The sequence below is a fragment of the Krasilnikovia sp. M28-CT-15 genome (assembly GCF_047159595.1).
In the GTDB taxonomy this organism is placed as follows: domain Bacteria; phylum Actinomycetota; class Actinomycetes; order Mycobacteriales; family Micromonosporaceae; genus Actinoplanes.
Map to the genome: position 1 here is coordinate 2,834,015 of NZ_BAAGAK010000001.1, position 18,533 is coordinate 2,852,547.

At 68.3% G+C, this 18,533-nt stretch carries 18 protein-coding genes and 1 pseudogene; 10 read left to right on the plus strand and 9 right to left on the minus strand.

The window, feature by feature from the left end; all coding sequences use genetic code 11:
- Positions 1-11: 11 nt before the first annotated feature.
- The 4 genes from ACMCNO_RS13300 to ACMCNO_RS13315 all read right to left on the minus strand — a co-directional run bounded on the left by ACMCNO_RS13300 (position 12) and on the right by ACMCNO_RS13315 (position 4,639).
- Positions 12-2,984 (minus strand): BTAD domain-containing putative transcriptional regulator, encoded by a 2,973-nt coding sequence (locus ACMCNO_RS13300; protein ID WP_412749729.1) that lies wholly within the window; start codon positions 2,982-2,984, stop codon positions 12-14.
- 464 nt (positions 2,985-3,448) lie between these two features.
- Complete coding sequence (locus ACMCNO_RS13305) at positions 3,449-3,769, minus strand: hypothetical protein (protein WP_412749730.1); 321 nt, start codon at positions 3,767-3,769, stop codon at positions 3,449-3,451.
- 428 nt (positions 3,770-4,197) lie between these two features.
- The gene (locus ACMCNO_RS13310; protein ID WP_412749731.1) at positions 4,198-4,431 is read right to left on the minus strand and encodes a zinc-ribbon domain-containing protein; all 234 of its coding nucleotides are present in this window, start codon (positions 4,429-4,431) and stop codon (positions 4,198-4,200) included.
- A gap of 4 nt (positions 4,432-4,435) precedes the next feature.
- Positions 4,436-4,639 (minus strand): hypothetical protein, encoded by a 204-nt coding sequence (locus ACMCNO_RS13315; RefSeq protein WP_412749732.1) that lies wholly within the window; start codon positions 4,637-4,639, stop codon positions 4,436-4,438.
- A gap of 500 nt (positions 4,640-5,139) precedes the next feature.
- On the opposite strand from ACMCNO_RS13315, the gene ACMCNO_RS13320 reads away from it, so the two are divergent.
- Positions 5,140-5,556 (plus strand): putative T7SS-secreted protein, encoded by a 417-nt coding sequence (locus ACMCNO_RS13320; RefSeq protein WP_412749733.1) that lies wholly within the window; start codon positions 5,140-5,142, stop codon positions 5,554-5,556.
- A 4-nt stretch (positions 5,557-5,560) separates the two neighbouring features.
- Here ACMCNO_RS13320 and ACMCNO_RS13325 read toward each other — a convergent pair.
- Positions 5,561-6,373, minus strand: a pseudogene (locus ACMCNO_RS13325) (IS5 family transposase).
- Between the two features lie 392 nt (positions 6,374-6,765).
- Between ACMCNO_RS13325 and ACMCNO_RS13330 the strand changes: the two are divergent.
- The 5 genes from ACMCNO_RS13330 (at position 6,766) to ACMCNO_RS13350 (ending at position 11,883) form a co-directional block, all read left to right on the plus strand.
- On the plus strand, positions 6,766-7,371 hold the full coding sequence (locus ACMCNO_RS13330) for a hypothetical protein (protein ID WP_412749734.1): 606 nt from the start codon (positions 6,766-6,768) through the stop codon (positions 7,369-7,371).
- Between the two features lie 73 nt (positions 7,372-7,444).
- On the plus strand, positions 7,445-8,170 hold the full coding sequence (locus tag ACMCNO_RS13335; protein WP_412749735.1) for a hypothetical protein: 726 nt from the start codon (positions 7,445-7,447) through the stop codon (positions 8,168-8,170).
- A 26-nt stretch (positions 8,171-8,196) separates the two neighbouring features.
- Complete coding sequence (locus tag ACMCNO_RS13340) at positions 8,197-8,532, plus strand: hypothetical protein (RefSeq protein WP_412749736.1); 336 nt, start codon at positions 8,197-8,199, stop codon at positions 8,530-8,532.
- Positions 8,529-9,308: a hypothetical protein gene (locus tag ACMCNO_RS13345; protein WP_412749737.1), complete on the plus strand. Its 780-nt coding sequence runs from the start codon at positions 8,529-8,531 to the stop codon at positions 9,306-9,308. Before ACMCNO_RS13340 ends, ACMCNO_RS13345 begins: the two co-directional genes overlap by 4 nt.
- Positions 9,309-10,074: 766 nt before the next feature.
- On the plus strand, positions 10,075-11,883 hold the full coding sequence (locus ACMCNO_RS13350) for a prolyl oligopeptidase family serine peptidase (RefSeq protein ID WP_412749738.1): 1,809 nt from the start codon (positions 10,075-10,077) through the stop codon (positions 11,881-11,883).
- On the opposite strand, the gene ACMCNO_RS13355 is transcribed toward ACMCNO_RS13350, so the two are convergent.
- From ACMCNO_RS13355 to ACMCNO_RS13370, 4 genes are all read right to left on the minus strand, one after another.
- The gene (locus ACMCNO_RS13355) at positions 11,864-12,199 is read right to left on the minus strand and encodes a tetratricopeptide repeat protein (protein ID WP_412749739.1); all 336 of its coding nucleotides are present in this window, start codon (positions 12,197-12,199) and stop codon (positions 11,864-11,866) included. The two genes, ACMCNO_RS13350 and ACMCNO_RS13355, sit on opposite strands and share 20 nt — an antisense overlap.
- A gap of 661 nt (positions 12,200-12,860) precedes the next feature.
- Entirely contained in the window at positions 12,861-13,811 is a 951-nt protein-coding gene (locus ACMCNO_RS13360; RefSeq protein ID WP_412749740.1) for a hypothetical protein, read from the minus strand.
- Positions 13,812-14,108: 297 nt separating this feature from the next.
- The gene (locus ACMCNO_RS13365) at positions 14,109-15,521 is read right to left on the minus strand and encodes an NAD-dependent succinate-semialdehyde dehydrogenase (protein ID WP_412749741.1); all 1,413 of its coding nucleotides are present in this window, start codon (positions 15,519-15,521) and stop codon (positions 14,109-14,111) included.
- Positions 15,518-16,438 carry an Hsp20/alpha crystallin family protein gene (locus tag ACMCNO_RS13370; RefSeq protein ID WP_412749742.1) on the minus strand — a complete coding sequence of 307 codons (921 nt, stop codon included), beginning with the start codon at positions 16,436-16,438 and terminating at the stop codon, positions 15,518-15,520. The genes ACMCNO_RS13365 and ACMCNO_RS13370 overlap by 4 nt, the downstream gene beginning before the upstream one ends.
- Between ACMCNO_RS13370 and ACMCNO_RS13375 the strand changes: the two genes are divergently transcribed.
- From ACMCNO_RS13375 to ACMCNO_RS13390, 4 genes are read left to right on the plus strand one after another with little or no spacing between them, the layout of a single operon-like run.
- Positions 16,374-17,321 carry a PrsW family intramembrane metalloprotease gene (locus ACMCNO_RS13375; protein WP_412749743.1) on the plus strand — a complete coding sequence of 316 codons (948 nt, stop codon included), beginning with the start codon at positions 16,374-16,376 and terminating at the stop codon, positions 17,319-17,321. The genes ACMCNO_RS13370 and ACMCNO_RS13375 overlap by 65 nt on opposite strands.
- A gap of 14 nt (positions 17,322-17,335) precedes the next feature.
- Positions 17,336-17,785: a DUF1931 family protein gene (locus ACMCNO_RS13380; protein ID WP_412749744.1), complete on the plus strand. Its 450-nt coding sequence runs from the start codon at positions 17,336-17,338 to the stop codon at positions 17,783-17,785.
- A gap of 24 nt (positions 17,786-17,809) precedes the next feature.
- The gene (locus ACMCNO_RS13385) at positions 17,810-18,217 is read left to right on the plus strand and encodes a four-helix bundle copper-binding protein (RefSeq protein ID WP_412753921.1); all 408 of its coding nucleotides are present in this window, start codon (positions 17,810-17,812) and stop codon (positions 18,215-18,217) included.
- Positions 18,108-18,509 carry a UBP-type zinc finger domain-containing protein gene (locus tag ACMCNO_RS13390; protein ID WP_412749745.1) on the plus strand — a complete coding sequence of 134 codons (402 nt, stop codon included), beginning with the start codon at positions 18,108-18,110 and terminating at the stop codon, positions 18,507-18,509. Before ACMCNO_RS13385 ends, ACMCNO_RS13390 begins: the two co-directional genes overlap by 110 nt.
- The last annotated feature ends 24 nt before the right edge of the window (positions 18,510-18,533 follow it).

An 18,533-nucleotide genomic window follows, 5' to 3' on the forward strand; every position in this document is an offset into this window, starting at 1 on the left:
CCGTCGCCAAGCTAGGTCCGGCGACTGGATATCCACTGGATGGCGGCTGAGCGTCGCTGGCGCAACCTCCGTGCCGGATGCGGTGCCGACGTGGGACCCCCGTCCCCACGCCGGTGATCGCGTGTCGTCGATGCGGAGTCACCGTCAGCGGTTAGGCCGCGAAGCCTGGCACGCACCTGGTCCGCGTCGGGATGGCCGAGCTTGTCCAGGATGGCTATCGCCCGGAGCCACGCGCCGCGTGCCTGGTCGACGTGGCCCGCAGCGTCGTGGGTGTCGCCGAGATGGGTGAGCGCCTCCGCCTCGAAGTAGCGGTCACCGACCTCCCGGAACCGGGTGATGGCGCGGCGGAGGTAGCGGACCGCGAGCCGGTGGCGGCCGAGGTGGTGCAGGGCGTAGCCGATGGTGTCCCATGCGATCGCCTCGCCGTGGCGGTAGCCGATCTCGCGTGCCCGCACGAGCGCCCGTCGGCAGCAGGAGAGGGCCTGTCCGTACTCGTCGAGCATGGCGTAACTCCAGCCGAGCGCGTTGAGCGCCCGGGATTCGCCGTCCCGGTCCGCGGCCGCTCGGAACATCATGAGGGCCTGTTGTTGGTGATCGACCGCCTCCCTGTGGCGGTGCTCGCGGCCCAGCAGCCAGCCGAAGCAGCGGTGAGCGTCGGCCTGCCCGACCTGATCGCCGCACTCGCCGTACAGCTCGAGCGCGTGCTGGGCGTGGGTGTGCGCTTCCTCGAACCGGTCGAGGCGAGCGTGCGCGCGGGCGAGGACCCGGTGGATGCCGGCCTGTGCGTGCCGGTCGTCCAGCCGCCGTGCGGCATCGAGCGCGATGTGCTGCACCGTGATCTGGTCGTGCCAGTGCCCGGCGAAGTCCATGAATTCCACGAGGGTCCGGGCCAACTGCCAGGCGTACCGGTCGAACCCGGCTGCGGCCGCATGCATGACGACGGCTGAGAGGATGCGGTGCTCGGCGGCAAGCCAGATCCCCGCCCGCCGCGCGTCTGCGAAAGTCTCCGGCGCCGTGCCGGGCTGGGGCGGATCGAGGGCGTTCGGGTCGAGCTGGGGGCTCCTCAACAGCAGCATGGCGGCGCTCGCTGTGTGAAGATAGTGGTCGAGCAGGCGGTGCAGCGCGCCGCGTCGCTCGTCCACGGTGTCCCCGGCGTCGCCGACCTCGGTGGCGTACGCGCGAAGCAGGTCGTGAAACGCGTAGCGACCTGGGGTCTGCTCGACAAGCATGTGCGCGCGGGTGAGCTCGGCGATGTTGGGCCGAACCCGGTCGACCGGCACCCCTGCCAGGCTGGCGGCGGCAGGCAGCGTGATGACGGGCCCCGGGTGGCATGCCAACAGCCGGAACAGCCGCGCCGCGCCGACGGCCAGGCCCTGATACGACCAGGAGAACACGGTCCGCACGTCGGTGATGGCGTCCGCGCCGGCGAACGCGTCCAGCCCGCCGCGCGCCTCGCGCAACTGCTGAGCGAGAATCTTGAGGCCGAAGCCGGGACGAGCGGCGGCACGAGCGGCCGCGATCGACAGCGCCAGGGGGAGCCCGGCACACTCACGCACGATCTCGTCCGTCGCCTCCGGCTCCCCGGCCAGCCGGTCCTCGCCCAGGCGGCGCGCGAGAAGCGCACGCGCCTCCGCCCCGGAAAGCAATTCCAACGTCAGCGGCTGGGCACCGTCGGCGGCGACCAGGCCAGTCAGCTGGTTGCGGCTGGTTACCACGACGAGACAGCCGGACGAGCCGGGCAGCAGTGGGCGGACCTGCTCAGCCTCGCGGGCATTGTCCAGCAGGATCAGTACCCGCCGGCGGGAGAGCATGGTGCGGTAAAGGCCCACCTGGGCGTCGAGCGTGCCCGGAAGGCGCTGCGGCGGCAACCCCAGCGCCTCGAGCAGCAGCCGCATCCCGTCCGCCGGTGATACGACGCGTCCGGTGGGGTCGAATCCGCGCAGGTTCAGGTAGAGCTGGCCATCGGGGAACCGGTCGGCCACCCGCTGGGCCCACCGTACGGCGAGCGTGGTCTTTCCTATCCCGGCGGTGCCCTGGATCAGGCAGATCGCCACCGCCCCCGGCCGGGGGGCGCCCGTACCCGGCAGCAACTTGTCGAGCTCGCGCAGATAGCCGTCGCGGCCGGTGAAGGCCGCGATATCCGACGGCAGCTGAGCTGGTACCGGCGGGGCCGGTACGCCAGGTGCGCAAGCCGCCGGGCTCACCGGCACGGCGAGGTGAACCGATGCGCGCGCCTGATCCTCATGCAAGATCGCGGCGTGCGCGTCAGCCAGTCCCGGCCCGGGGTCGACGCCCAGCTCGTCGGCGAGCCGTGCGCGGATCGTGTGGTAGACGGCGATGGCCTGTCCCCGCCGTCCAGCAGCGTGATACGCGCGGATCAGGCGGGCATGGGCCGCCTCATCCAACGGCTGCGCGGCCGCCGCCCCGACGAGTGCGGGAAGGGCCTCGCTGGCGGCACCCACCGCGAGCATGGCGTCGCCGTAACGGGCGATCGTGTTGTGCTGTTCCGCCACGAGAGCGAGGACTTTCGGATGGCTGGCGAGCAGGGCGACGTTTGCCAGCGGAGGGCCACGCCACAGGGCGAGCGCCTCGCCGAACAACAGAGCGGCCCGAGATGGGTGCCCCGCACGCTGCTCGTTCGCCGCGGCGTTAACCAGATCGCGGAACTGCTGGAGGTCCACTCCGCCGGCGGGCATGCGCAGCGCGTATCCATTCCCCACACCCGGCAGGATCAGACTCGGCGAACGTGGCCGCCGGTCGGGCTCCAGTGCCCGGCGAAGGTGCTTGATGTAGGTCTGGATGATGTTGACCGCGCTCTGCGGCGGCGCATCCCCCCACAGCGCATCGACGAGCTCCGCCCGTGACAGCGGCTGCCCGCACGCCGCCGCGAGTAGCCCGAGCACTGCCCGCTGCCGGGGCGGACCGGTGTCGAGCTCGGTGCCTTCACACCAGACACGGACCGGACCGAGGATCTCGACCCGCACGCCCTCACCCCGTGTGCGCCGCCAATCTACTGACATCGATTGAACGTCCAGTTGCGATTCAACCACATCCGGCGACACCAAGCGCGGCCGCGCGCCCGAATTTCACTGGGGGGCTTCACGCGAAGCACCGTCTATGATGGCCGGTGATCTGCCGGAAGCCCTCCAGGCCGCCGGGACCCGTCGAGGGGCATGGGGTCGATGGGACCGGTGACGGCGAGTCAGCCGCCCGCCAATCGGCTCAGGTTGCTACCTGGTGACCGCTCCTGCGCAGACAGGAAGCGGGCCCTGGTCAAAGCCACGGGTTATCGTGGCGGTCTCCACGTACCTGGTGACGGAGACGTTGCGGCTTCTGCCGGGAGTGACTGCTCGCAGTCAGGAGCCGCACGTTGTCTGCGGCCAGTTCCGGGCACACGACCTGGTGAGATGGCCGTCGGCGAGATGGTGCGTCAGCGCCGCCGGAGGGTTCAGGACGACCGCGCGAGCTCAGCGACCTGCCGCAGGTGCCGTGCCTTGGTAGCCTTCCAGTGCTCAGCCGCATCGTAGGCGCCTGTTGCGCGAGCTCCGAACACGAGGAATTCGCTGGATCTGGCCCGGACACCGATGCGGTCGGTCAGCATAGTGGTCTTCATTGCCGCACAGCATCCCGAAGCTTTCAGGTCCGGGATGCTGTGCCCGGCGGTGCACAGCACCAGAGCCATCCGCGCCGGGCGCAGGCCCATCGGCTTGTATGCGAAGCCCACCGTCCACACCTGGGCCTGACCCGCTTCGGCGGGCTTCCGGATCATGCCCAGGTCCAGCGAACCGGGGCCTGATCACTCATGAGCTGCTCCTACTGCGGTTGCGTGCGCGGCGCCGGGATGACGTTATCGGAGCGACACTGCGACCTGTCGATCACGGCGAGGGCTAACTGATGGTGATGCTCGGCCCTCATGCCAAGGCGTACGCGAACCTGGTGAAGGCCATCCGCAAGCTGGCAGAGCTGACCCAGGAGACCGGAACGCAGATCAACGCGGCGCAGCGGGACTATGCGCGCGCGGATGCCGGCGCGGCGGCCCGGCTGGACGCCGGATACCCCGGCGCGAAAGACACGGCAGCGCTGCGGGGCACGCTGGCACAGGGCCGTCCCGATCTGTGGCCGCATCACCTCGGCCGGGAACCGGAACCCGGCGGACGCAGAGAGAGGAGGAGACCCGGGGCGCGACGCAGCGGCATGCTATGCCGCAAGGCGCTCGGCCGCGCCTCTGTCCATCCTGCGCACGGCGCCGCAGTAGGCGCACTGCAGCAGGTAGGTGCCCCGGCCCACCGGCAGGAGCGGAACGAAGAACAAAGTGAAGATCGTTGACCGCTTCACCAGCACCTGCCGCGCCGATACCCCACACACCTCGCACACCCTGGGGCTCGAGGAGAGCGGACGCTCCCGGGTACGGAATCCGAAGAGCACGAACATAGCGTCAGCGACCGAAGGTGAAGCGCCGGCGCTTCGACTGCCGGCCGAAGCGTCCCTGCAGAACGTCAGCACCTTGGCGGAGCAGGCGCGTGCCGCGATTGCGGCCGCGCCGCGACTCCAGCACGTCACCGAGCTTGCGGGCGCTTGCCGCGGCCAGCGGAACGGCTATCGACATCACCACGAAGCGCCGGAACAGGCTGTAAAACACGGTGAGCTCCTCGGTACTCGGCGGCTGCTACTGCCCATGTGCCCCGCGGACCTCGAGGCTAAGCATCTGGAAGCCCTGCATGTGCCGGTGACCGCGGAAATTCGGTACTGATCATCCCGATGGCCCAGCCCGGCATGTGCGTGACCGACACCCGGCAGTTACCGTTGGCGCTCGAGCCCTGCAAAGACGGCAACCGGGCGCAGGTCTGGCAGGTAGCGCCAGCCGGCGACTCCGGTCAATTCGAACTCCAAGGCCGCTACGGCACCGTCAAAGGGCGACCAGGCCGGGCCGCGTCCGGTGTGGGGTGATGGGGTGGCCGGGGCGGTGGCGGGTGAACTTTGCTGGCGTTCGGCACTGCTGTTGCTTTCCCTGATCGACTTCGCTGCCCCCACCCGCCGGCAAGGTCAGCGACATCCTGAATCGGGCGTCGAGGGCATATCGGGCGGTTGATTCAGCGGCCGCCGCCCGGCTCACGACGGACCCGGGAACGCAGGTCACCGGTGGCTCAGCTCGGCGAGACACAAGACGCGACGGCGCTCGTACCCGGGAATCCCGGCATTGTCCGAGCCAACGCGAAGACGCTCGACGCACGCGCGGCGAGTGCCGAGTCGGCGGGCGACGGGCTCATTGACATCGACATCGACACCGGCGCGTGGCAGGGCAAGGCCGGTGATGCCTTCTGCGACAAGTTCAGCTATGGGCCCACCAAATGGTACGACGCGGCGAACTCGTTGCAGACCGCCGCCAATGCGCTCACCACGTACGCTGATGTGCTGGAATGGGCTCAGCGGCAAGCGGTGGAGGCGATCCGCCTCTGGAACGAGGCCGAGGCGCGTTCGGAGCAGGCACGGCGCGAGTACGACCAGGCGCTCGCGCAGGCCGCCCCCGGCCAGAGCGTCGCGCCGTACGTCGACTAAGGGGTCATCCCAGATGGCTGTGTTTGGTCAGTCGGCGGTAGGCCAGGAGGAGACAGCCCAGGTCGGCGAAGGCTTGGAAGTGTTCGGCTTTGCGGTCGTAGCGGCGCACGAGGCGTCGGTTGTGGTGCAGCCAGGACAGGCACGACTCCACGATCCAGCGGTGCCGGCCGAGTCGTTGGGAGGACTCCACGCCCTTGCGGGCGATCCGTACGCCGATGCCGCGGCGGTGGACCTCGGCGCGTAGCGCCCGTACGTCATAGGCTTTGTCGGCGTGCACTTCTCCGGAACGTGCCGGGGCCGGCCCCGGTTGCCGCGGATCGGGATGATCGAGTCCAGCGGCGGAAGCAGCAGCTGCGCGTCCGGTACGTTCGCGGCGGAGACCAGAACGGTCAGCGGTAGGCCGGTCCGGTCGCACAGGATGTGGATCTTCGAGCCGGGTTTGCCGCGGTCGACCGGGTTTGGGCCTGTCTCGTCGCCCCTTGTTGGGCGCGGAGGCTGATCGAGTCCACGATCACCCGGGACCAGTCGATCTCACTCATCATCCCGAGCCGGTGCAGGAACTGTGGTGAAGCTGCACCCACAGACCGTCGTGGGTCCACTCGGTGAAACGCCGGTGCACGGTGGAACGGCTGACCCCGAACATCGCGGCGGGCAGCTTGGCCCAGGAACAGCCGGCCTGCACCAGGTACACGATCGCCGCGAGTACCGCCCTGTCGTCGGCCCGCCGTTTCCCGCCGCCCTGCGGTCGCGCTGCTGGTACGGGAATCAACGGGCGTGCCGCCTGCCAGAAGTCGTCCGGCGCCCACGTGCAGACCATGTCCTCAACGACCGTCGTCACTCAATCAGGATCGCAGCCCAGGCCACAGCCCAACCATCTGGGATGAGCCCTGAGAACCGAATTTTCCCACGCCACCGTCACGCGGAGTGATTTGCCGCGGAGCGGCCCGGGGTAAGCCTATGTCGGCGGCATCGCGCGCGGCGTGAGTGAGTGTCGAACTCCCGCGCGAACGAGTACCGCCGAGCAACCTACCCGATCCTTCAAAGTGCCAGCTCACGGCAACGACCGCCGTTTTGCGCGGTCCAGGTACCGGTGCCGCCCAGCCGGGAAGTGGTCCGGCGCCCTGCTGGCCCGCGACCACATGAGCACCATGAATCCGCGGTAGGCCGCCGGGGCACCGTGACCGGCGGCCATCTGCCATCATCGGTCCCGTGCCGCCTTCGCCATCGCGCTACCAGTTCTCGTACGGCTTCACCACCAGCCGCTCGACCCGCCTGCTGCTGCTCACCTTCGGCGGTCTTCTCGGCGTACCCGCGGCCGGGTGCCTCGGCGCCATCGTCGGCGGGGGAATCGGCTCGGTATTCGACGAGCCCGGCCCGGACGGCAAGGTGCTGATCGTCATCCCGATCGTCCTCGTCGCCGTGCTGGCAGGGGGGATGCTCGCCTGGATCGTGATCAACCTTCGAACGGTCGCCATGATGGGCGCCTGGCTCGAAGGGACCCTCCTGACGGTCCGGGAGCGGCGTTCCCGGACGATTGATCTCGCCCGGGCCCGGTCAGTCTCGATCCAGCCGTCCCGGATCCGGTGGAAGACCCCGCCCCAGGCCGGCGTCGCGACCAGCGAGCAGATTCCCGAGGTGGTTGTGATCGGAGACGAGGGCGAGGTCCGGATGCGACTCAGTAACGCCGAGCGCGTTCCGCTGCCCCCACAGGAGCTTCATGTCCTCGCGGGCGCCCTCGCCGGGGCGCAGGCTCCCGGCGCAGCCCAGGTAGCGCAGCACCTGCAGATGCTGGCGTCCGGACGGGCACCGGCCTGAGTCGGGGTAGGCGCCATGGTGTCGTTGCTACTAGCTTCCGCTGTTGAGCCTTTTCGAACCGAAGGAGAGGCGAATGGGTCTCGATGATGATCTCCGTCAGGCGCTGGGCGCCGCGGAGCAGGCCGCGTGGGAGACAGACCCCACAGGTGTGGTCGGCGTCGGTCACGACGAGTCACGGCTGGTCCGTGTCGAGGTCGATCACGCGGACGCGCTGCAACGTCTGGAGATCGGTGCGCACTGGTGGCGGACTATCGGACCGGATGAAATTGGCGCTGCCGTCCGCGCGGCGTACGCCGCCGCCTGCACCGACCGAGTGGGGGCCTGGGCGGAGCGCACCGAAGCCCGCTCCGAGTCCGCGCTCCCGCCGCCTCCGGCGCCGGACCCACTGCGTGGTGCAGGGCCGGGTGGCCGCAAGGCGCCGGGCTGGGACGAGCAAGCCGACGAGCTGAGGCGAACCCTGGATACCCTCCGGCAGGCCCGCCGTGAACTCCGGCAGTTGCGGGAGACCGTGCAAAGTCAGGCCGATCAGAAAACAGTCGCAGGGGGCCCGGGCGACCACGTCACCGTGGAAGTGACCGGCGGCCGGATCACGTCGATCGAATTCAGCCGGCGCTGGATCAACCAGCACCCGACCGGGCAGGCCCTGGCCGACGCCGTGCGCGACGCCGCTCACCGGGCCTACGCGATCGCTGCCCAGCAGTCGGCCGCGGCTCTGGCCAGCATGCCCGCGATCGCCGCGGCCCGCGCCGCCACCGCCGATCCGGTCACGGTCTTCCGGCGCCTCGGCCTCATCGAGTAACGCAGCACCACTCCACGGGAGGAAAGATGGCACCGCCACCGAACGAAGAAGAGGTCAAGGTCGCCTATGCGGCGATCGACGAGGACGTCCGCAAATGGATGGGCATAGCCGCCGTCCTGCGCGAGGCCGGCCGGCAGACGCAGGGGCTCGGCCTCTCCGGCTTCGAGATCGGTTACATCCCGATGGGCAACGGCGTCGGGACCAAGTACAACCAGGTGCAAGAGCTGATGCTCTCGATGCTCACCCAGGGCGCCGCAGCCACCGAGGAGATCGCCGGCGCACTCATTCAGGCGCGTGAGGATTACGAACGCTCTGACGAGCGTGCAGCCATCCGCACCGCGAGCACGATGGAGGGCAATTGAGCTCCCAGGGCCAGGGCGGCCTCAGCGCCACCTACGAAGACCTGATGACCGAAATCAACGAGACGCTCGACGACCTCCAGCGCGAGATGAACGAGTTCGCCGAAAAGATGAACGACGTCATGCGCTGGATCCCGAGCCCCATCTGCAAGGGCATGATCTTCGCCTGGAACAAAGCCCTCGACGCGTACAACAAGGTCTTCAACGAGATGCAGAAGTTCCTGTCGCAGCCGGGTGACGTCAGCGCCCTGTTCCGCATCGGTGACATGTGGGACTCGCACGTCGGCGCGCCCGTGAGCAACATCCAGGGTGAGGCCACGGCCTACGGCGTGCACGCCGACGACAAGTGGACGGGTTCGGCCGCCCGGGCGTACGGGGGCTCGGCCGAGGCGCAGGGACGTGCGATCGCCACCATCAAACCGATGGCCGAGTCGGTGCAGGATGCCCTCAACGATCTCGCCTGGGGCACGATCGCCTTCTGGACGGCGGTCGTCGCGGCTGTGGTGTCGTTCGTCGCCGGCGTGATCGTCGCGGCCGGGCTGCTGGCGTCGATCATCGGAGCGCCCGCAGCACCGGTGGACGTCGGTGCGACTGCCCTCGCCTGCCTCGGTTTCCTTGCCGCAGCCGTCGCCGCGGCCCTGGGCTTCGCGGAGAAGGTCAGCGGGTCCCTGACCGGACTGCAGCAGCAGTTGAGCGACAACACCGGCATGGTCCAGCAGGGTGACCAGTGGGTATGGCCGCGGCTTGACCGCAGCGGCACCTGGTTGATCGGCGGCTGATCATCCCGGCGCATGGCCGACCAAAGCCGCAGGCAGACGGCCCTGCACCGAGAACTCGCCCGCAATCCCGCCCGCTTCGTCGACCTCGTGTACCGGTCGGACCCGGACACCGGCACGGACTTAGCCAACGAAGAGGCTGAGGATAACGCAGCGTCGTCGCCAGCCTTCAGTGCGGCCTGGACCGTCCTGCGCGAGTGGCGCACGCCGCTCTGGGGGCTCCGTCGACGGACAGTTGCCGACCACCGAGGACATGCTGCGATGGGTGGAATCGGTACGCGAGATGCTTACCGCGTCCGGCCGCGCCGGAGTGCTGCCCGTCGTTCTGGGAGATGCGCTGTCCGGAGCCCTCACAAACGAGGACGGCACGTGGCCCAGCGTCGCGAGGATGAACCAGCGCGGCGTCACAACTCACGATGTCTATGACGGCGGAGCGCAGGAGCGCGCGTGCTCGCCGACAAGTACAGCGCGGCGGCGGACCGCGTACGCGGTCGGTGGCCTCGTTCGGGAGCGCTGCTTGTGGACTGAGCCGGTCTTACCGCGACGGTGGTGGACGGCCGAGGCCCGCCAACCATCGTCGGACTCCTGAACAAGGGCCGCCGCCAGAGCCCGTCCGCAAGGCCGGAACCGGTGTTCACACGCCACGAGACATCCACCGGCTCACATGCGGAAGCTCCGAAAACGCCAGCTACCAGGTGCTGGGTGGCTGGACGGCGGATGGGAGGAATCTGGTAAGCGCTCCGCGTGGTTCAGCTGGCTAGTATGGCGCATGTCCTCCTACCGCGATTTCCGGCCGACCTTGCGATTCCAGGCCATGTTGGCGGTGTCCCCCGACGGGCGGCAGGTCGCCTTCGCCGACGACGCGGCCGGTCAGTTCAACCTGACAATTCAGGCCACCGCCGGTGGTCCGTCTCGCAGGATCACCGATTTTCGGGATCACACCGTGCGGCGGTGCTCCTGGCGTCCGGACGGGGCGTCACTGGTGTTTGAGGCCGATCACAAGGGTGACTTCCTGACCCAGCTCTATCTGATCGCGCCAGGCGACGAGGAGCCGCAGGCTCTCACCGAGACGGCCGGAGCAACGTTCTGCCTGCCCGAGGGAGGTGGAGCTTTCTCCCCGGATGGTCACTATCTTGCCTACGAAGGCAACGATCGGGATCTCGCGGAGCAAGACATCGTCATTCGGACGATGAAGACCGGCGAGGTGCGCCGGGTCTACACCGGTGGTGGCCGGATGACCCTCGGCGGCTGGTCACCTGACGGCTCCAGGCTCAACTTCACCTTGGGCACGGGTGGATACGACCACGTGCTCCACGTCGTTTCCGTGAAAGACGGCGAGGTGCGGCGGCTCACCGCAAGCGAGGGTGCGTCTGTCTATCTCGGGCCGTGGCTGCCTGACGGCTCTGGCATTGTGGTGCGCACGGACGCCGGGCGGGAGTTCAAGGGGCTCGCGGTCGTTGACGCCGCAGATGGTCACCTGACCTGGCTCGATACCCCGGACTGGGACGTGGAGGCGGTCGCGCTGTCCGCGAACGGCAAGGTGCTGGTGTGGATGGTCAACGTCGATGGCGCCACCGAGTTACGCGCCCGTGATTTGACCACCAACGACGATCTGCCGATGCCCGCGCTGCCTCTCGGGCAGGCCGACGCGCTGGCGGTCTCGGCCGACGGCGGATTCGCCGTGATGCGGATGTCCACTCCTGCTCGCCCCTGGAACATTGCGGTGGTCGACCTTGCCAGCGGTGCCCTCAGATGGCTGACCGACTCGAGGCCGGAGGTGGCAGATTCCACATCCTTCGTCGAGCCGACCCTGGTGCACTACGAGACCTTCGACGGGCGCACCATTCCGGCATACCTTTACCGGCCGACGAATGTGATAGAGCCGGTCGGGGTTTTGCTCTCCGTTCATGGTGGTCCGACCTATCAGGAGAGGCCCGTCTACATGTACGACGGGTTCTACCAGTACCTGGCCAGCAAGGGCATTGCTGTGCTCGCTCCCAACGTGCGCGGCTCCACGGGCTACGGCAAGCCCTACCAGAGGCTCGTGTACCGCGACTGGGGCGGAGACGACCTCAAAGACTTTGCCCACGCCGCCCGATACCTTCAAGGCCAGGACTGGGTCGACGCGACAAGGATCGGATTGTTCGGGGCCTCCTATGGCGGATTCGTCGTGCTGTCATGCCTGGCCCGGCTGCCCGAGTTCGACTGGGCTGCGGGGGTCAGCATGTTCGGCCCGAGTAACCTCGTCACCCTCGCCGAGGCGACACCAAAGGCGTACCGATCCCTGGTCGCCGAGGTGATCGGTGATCCGGACACCGAAGCCGAACGGATGCTCGCGCGTTCACCGATCACCTACGCCGACCAGATCCGCAGCCCCCTGTTCGTCTGGCAGGGCGCCAAGGACACCCGCGTCCCCCAACAGGAGAGTGACCAGTTGGTGGAACGGTTGAGGGACCGGGGGGTGGAGGTCCGCTATGACGTCTACCCGGACGAGGGCCACGGCCTGACCAAGACGGAGAACCAGATCCAGGCGCGTTCGGATGTCGCCGAATTCCTCATCACCCACCTGAGGAACTAGCCGGCAGGGCCTCGAGTGAGCTTCTAATGGAGCCTTCGAGAATCGTCGGCCGGGGCTGTGCCACCAGATCGAGCGCGCGCAGAAGGATGACCTTCGCTTGGTCAGTGTGGCCCTGGTGCTGGAGGCACAGGCCCATCCCTCGGAGACATTGTGCCTCTCCGGCCAGGTCTCCGAGGCTTCGGTAGGTCGCGAGGGCTCGTTGAAAGCCTGACTCGGCATCGTCGTAGCGCTGCTGCTCGATTCTCAGCATGCTGAGCCAGAACAGCGCTTGCGCCTCGCCGTGTTGGGCGTTGTGGGACGATGGTGTTCTCGACATAGGAGTGCTCCGGTGGGTTGATCCGGGTGGCGGTGCAGGTGTCGTTCTGCACGCCGTCGAGCGGGAAGGTCTGGGCGATCCCCCGGTGCGCCAGCAGCGACGGCCGGCCGCCGTCGGCGCCCCACAGCGCCGAGCTGTTGCCGATCGTGAGGCCGGCCACGAGCACGAGCGCGACGCCCAGCGCGATCCGTAGCCGGCGAAACCGTCGCCGGGGTGCCGGATCGTCCACGCGCTTGCGGTCGGCCGCGTTACGGCGGAACCCCGTGGGGATCTTGTTCATGCGGGCAATGATCGCACCGCGGTGAAATGGTTACGGGCCGTGTGTGAGTGGGTGCGTTCCGGCCCGGTCTCCTGGCGAGATCGGCAGCAGCGGTGCGGCAGGGGCCCGGTGACACTGCTTTCCGGAAAGACGCCGCAGATGCGGACATCCGGGTCGCGGCGGGGGAGGTGCGAAGAACGATTCGGCGGCGTTGTCCCAGCACACGCCTGTGCGACTGGCACTGGTGCGGACCCGGTTGCCGTTGCAGTATCGGGCGAACTCGGCCGAGGTGTATTGGCACCCGCGGTTCGGCGTGGAAGATCGCGTCGGGTTCGACGTGCCCATGCCGTTTGACCATCGCGGGGGCATCGATGATCAGGCTGGTACGTAAGTGCTCGGCGGTCACCTTTCCACGGCACGTTGCCGATCAAGGAAGTCCGAAGTTGCCCGGAGCATCTGCCGTACCAATTCTCGGTACGGCAGGTGCGGCTCGTCGGGGGAGCGCTCCTGCGTCAGCTTCCGCCATCCGCGCCGGATCCGGTCGATCCGATCGGGCGGCAACAGGGAGAGGAGACCATAGCCAAGCACCGCGACGGCGAAACCGAATGAAATTAGGGCCTCCGCAGCGTCCTGCGACGAGCGGACCGCACCCAGACTGGCGATGACCATCACCAGAACCAGGGTGCCGATCACGAGGAACCGAAGCGCGAGCATCGTGGTCATGAGCCGGGACAGCAGCCGATCTCCCCGAGCTAGCAGCGCCGCCCCGCCGGCGACAGCGAGCAGGGCGCCGACGGCGGACCGGGCTACGACGAGCCACCAGATGCCCGTTCCCCACTGCCCGCCAGACTCCGGTCCGGCTCCGGCTGCCAACAGGGGGCGGACAGACCAGCCGCCGCGCTGCCCGACCGGGACGGTCACGGCCTCAGCGAGTAGGTGCAGACCGGCGGCGCCGGCGGCGATGAGAGCCATGCCGAGCAGGGTGACGACGGCGGTCCGTATGTCTCGCTCGTTGGACACGCCGACCGCGACGAGCGCGGCAGCGAGGAATACAAGATAGCCACCACCTACGCCGAGAGCGGACATGAGGATCAGCGGCGCTACCAATGTCAGCATCACCGGCCTCGCGTAATGCCGCAGGGACGACGAGGGAGGTGTTCGCCGGATCAAGTCCACCGCGAACAGCACGACCACGATGGCAGCACCGGCCGCCACCACGCGGAGCGCGGAAGCGGTGTCATTGGAGAGCAGGTTCACCAAGATTGCGGTGAGCACGCCGAAGATCCAGAATCCGAGGTCGCGAAATCGGCGAGACCGCGTCGGACCATTCCTCTCCGAGTCCGAAGTGTCCACGCAGTTCAGTATCGCACCGAGGGCAACGTTCAATGCGTTGGTCAGGGAAGGCAGGCCGACGTTCGGCGGCGGGCCCTTCAGCAGCAGGCGGCCGCGCCGGTGCGGCCTGAGGCGGATCCCCCTCGACGAGGGAACCTTGTCGGTCCGGACCCCCGGCGGGGGCGGCGGCGCCGGCACTGGAGCCCGAACAACCCGATTCCCAGACCACGCGAGGACTCCCGCTCGGTCAGCCAGTCGGTGACCGCGGCGAGCCGCACCCGCCAGCAGCGCGGTCTCGGCCATGCCGGTCGACCCTGTTCAGCCGCCGGCGAAGCCGACCGCCACGGTTGTCGGGAAGGTCCGGATCAGCTTTCGGTTGACGAGTTCCTGGATTCCGAGGTCGGACAGTTCACGGCCGTATCCGGAGCGTTTGATGCCGCCGAAGGGAAGTTCGGGACGGCTGGAAGTGGGATGGTTGATCCACACCATGCCGACGTCGAGCCGTTCGGCGAGCCGACCGGCCCGGTCGAGGTCCCGGCAAAAGATCGCCGCACCCAGGCCGTACGGGCTGTCGTTGGCCAATTCGACCGCCTCGTCCTCGTCGGCCACCCGATACACCACGGCCACCGGGCCGAACAGTTCCTCGTAGTAGGCGCGCATGCCGGGCCGTACGTCGGTGAGCACGGTGGCCTGGACGAACGCGCCCGGTCGGTCGAGGCGCCCGCCGCCCCAGACGAGCCGGGCGCCCTGCGCCACGGTGTCCCGAACCTGGCTGACGAGGGTCTCGGCAGCTTGCTCCGAGGAGAGCGGCGAGAGCGTCGTGGCCGGGTCCATCGGATCTCCGGGGATGAGCGCGGCGAATCGCTGCCGCACCCCCTCGACGAACCGGTCGAAGAACCCGGTCAGGACGATGAACCGCTTCGGGCTCACGCAGCTCTGGCCCATGTTCGACAGCCGGGCGGTGACCGCGGCGTCAATGGTGCGGTCGAGGTCTTCGGCGTCGAGCACGATGAACGGATCGCTCCCGCCGAGTTCGAGCACGGTCTTGACGATGTTGCGCCCGGCCCCCTCGGCCACGCTGGCGCCGGCGCGGTCGCTGCCCGTGAGCGAGACGCCGCGCACCAACGGGTTTTCGATGATGCGCCGGACGTTCCCGCCTGAGACGAACACGTTGATGTATCCGTCGGGCGGCACGCCCGCGTCGCGGAACAGCCGTTCCAGCGCGAGCGCCGACCGGGGGCAGTTGCTGGCGTGTTTGAGCAGGATGGTGTTGCCGGCCACCAGGTTCGGCGCGGCGAACCGGGCCACCTGATAGCACGGGTAGTTCCACGGCATGATCCCGAGGAGCGCGCCGAGCGGCCGACTGGCCACCACCGCCCGCCCCTCGTCCGCCGGCAGCGGCCGGTCGGCCAGGAAGTCGGGGCCCCGCTCGCCGTAGTACCGCATGATGTCTGCGGCGAGCCGCACCTCGTCTCGGCTCTCCGTGATGCGTTTGCCCATCTCCAGCGTCACGAGTTGGGCGAACTCGTCGAGGCGTTGCAGCATCAGCTCACCCGCCCGCCCCACGATCGCGGCGCGATCGGCGGGTGTCACCCGGCGCCAGCCGAGGAACGCCGCATGTGCCGCCCCGACAGCGAAGTCGACCGCCTCGTCCGACATCGGCGCGAACTCGCCCAGTACCTGGTTGTTGTAAGGGTTGACGCTGGCGACCGACGATCGGGTTGCGGTCATCGCGCGGCTCCGTCCCACTGCGAACCGTCGGCCCGCTCGCGTTCGGCGAACCGTTGACCAGGTGGCCGGAGCGAACCATTTGCACCGTTGATCCGACCACGCATGGCGCGTCCCGGTCTATTGGCAGTACTACCGATCCGGGCGGGGGTCGCAGCGGAGCGCTGGCGGATGGCCGACCACCGGTACGGGTAGGTTGACCTAACGTCGGCGACGTTTGTCGAACCGCGGCTTCGGCGGGTGCGAATCCTCGTCGCTGTGACTGTCTGGGGCCGCCGTAGAGGTGGGCGCGGCGATCCGCGAGCGATGACGCGGTCTCCCCGATGCAGGGCAGCCAGCCGCCGCGAAGCGCGCCCCGAAAGACCGACCGGCTCAAGGAGCACCTGACCGAGAAGGCTCAGGTCTCCTTGACCTCGATCTGCCAGGCTGGCTCGCGGCGGCCTGCCCAGCCGTACCGTCAGGACCCCGTCGTGCAGGGACGCCTCGACCTTGTGCGGGTCGATATCCCCCGGCAATGTCACCATGAACTCGAACTGCCCGACCCGCCGCGTCTGGCAGCGCAGTACTCCGAGACGGCCGCCGGGTCGCGGAAGAAGTTGCTGATGATCTGGCCCATCTGATCCTGGAGTGACCATCACGCATCCACGCCTACCTTGGCTGACGGCGGCGCACCGGTTGCGGGGGTGGCGGCATTGGCAATGATGCCAATTGGCAATGATGCCAATCGACGCGGACGGCTGGACACGGTAATCCTGAGATGCCGGATGCGTCGGGGTCCCGGGCGGTCGCAGGCCCCTGACGGACCACATTTGCGCGCCGTCCAACGAACATTTCGTAGCCGACAGGAGGTGCGCGGTGGTCGAGGTCGTACGCGACCAGGAGGTCGTCCCGGGGCCGACACGCCGGAGGTGGCTGCGCATCTTCCTCGTCGGACTGGCGCTGTGGGTGGCCACGGTGGTGGTCACCTTCCTGACCGGTAACCCCAACTTGATCCCGACGCTGGTCCTGCTCGGCAGTTTCCTCGTGCCGGTGACGTTCGTCGCGTGGGCGTTCGAGCGCCAGGGGACCGGCGAGCTGACCGCGGGTCTGGTGTTCTCGACGTTCCTCACCGGCGGCGTCCTGGGTGTGCTGGGCGCATCGGTGCTCGAGGCGTACCTGCTGCACCCGTCACCGTGGTTGTTCTTCGGCGTCGGGCTGATCGAGGAAGCGGCGAAACTCGTGGCGCTGATAGTACTGACCCGTCACCTGCGGACCCGGTCGCTGCGCGACGGGATGATTCTCGGCGCGGCCGTCGGTTTCGGATTCGCCGCCTTCGAATCCGCCGGTTACGCCTTCACCGCCCTCTTCACTGTCGACGGACTGTCGATCATTCAGCTTGTGCAGACTGAGCTGATCCGGGGCCTGCTGGCGCCGGTGGGACACGGCCTGTGGACCGCCATCCTGGGCGGGATACTGTTCGCCACTTCGCGGCACGGCCGTTTCGCCCTTACCGGCAAGCTGATCGTGGCGTATCTCGGTGTGTCCATCCTGCATGGTCTATGGGATTCGATGCACAGCATCGCGTTGTACCTGACCTTGCTGCTGACCGAGGGTGAGCGGCTGCGCCCGTCGCCGCAGGGCTGGCTCGTCGAGCCGAGCGCGGAGCAGGTCAACTTGTTCTCGCTCATGGAATGGGTCGGCTTGGCGGTCATTTCGATCATCGGGATCGCCTGGCTGGTCGTCCTGTGGCGCCGGTCGGCCCGGCTGGACCGTGTCGCCCCGCCGATCCCCGTCCCAACGCCGCGGTACGGCAGCGGACGCTGAGAAGGGAGTCTCGTATGCCCGTCTTCGGAGTCGCCAAGTTCGAACGCTTCTTCCGGCTCGCCGCCGAATTGGACGTCGACAAGGACGACCTCAAACGCTTCTCCGACTTCGTGGAGCACAAGCTCTACGACCTGCTCGTGATGGCGGAGGCCACGGCGTCGGCTAATTCCCGTGATCTGATCGAGCCGTACGATCTGCCCATCACCAAAGGGGTGCAGGAGAACATCCGCACGGTTCGGAAGAAGGACGACGACCTCGAACTGCGGCCGATCCTGGACCGGCTGGCGACGTACCCGCCGCTGGACCGCATGCCCAGCGAGGAGACCGAGGCACGGCTGCCCGAGATCGTCGGGGGATGGGGCTTGGCTTTGGCCAAGATCATTAAGATCGTCGACCCCGAGGTGAAGAACCCCCAGAGCCAACACTGGGAACGCGCCATGCGGATCTTCGACGAGCTGATGTGAGCACACGACGAGGAGCGCAGTCGGATGACGGACGTGGCGACCATACTGAACGCTCATCCCGGTACGTTGCCGGGCATCGACGAGGACGCACTGGTGATCGCCGTCCAGGAGTGCCTCAACTGTGCGCAGAGCTGTACGTCCTGCGCGGACGCATGCGTCGCGGACCCATCCGCGGCCCACCTGGGCAGGTCCACCGGCGCGGCCCTCAACTGCGCCGACATGGCCACGGTGGTGATGCGGGTGCTGTCCCGGCCCACCGCCTACGACCGGGCGGTGACCGAGGCGGTGCTTCGGGCGCTCATCGAGACCTGCCGCGAGGGTTATGAGGAACACCGGAAACACGCCATGGAGAACGAAGCCTGCGGGATCTGCGCAGAGGCCTGCCGCAAGTGCGGTCAGGCGTGCCGGCACCTGCTGGGCTCGCTCGGATAAGCCGCGGCGGCCACGAGTGATCACGACGACCGCGCCGGGGTGCCAGTACCCCAACAGCGGAGTCGACAAGAGCTCGGAGGCGGATCATGACCGATACCTTCAACCCCGCGCCGCACTAACCGGCCGTGTGCACCTGCGGCTGTGCCTGACCTGCGGGCATGTCAGCTGCTGCGACGCGTCACCGATGCGGCACGCGCGGGCACACGCGCACACTGTGGGCCACCCGATCGTCCAGTCGTTCCAGCCCGGAGACGACTGGTGCTGGAGCTACGTGGACGAGACGCTGGTCTGACCTGAACGGCAATACAGCCGCCGC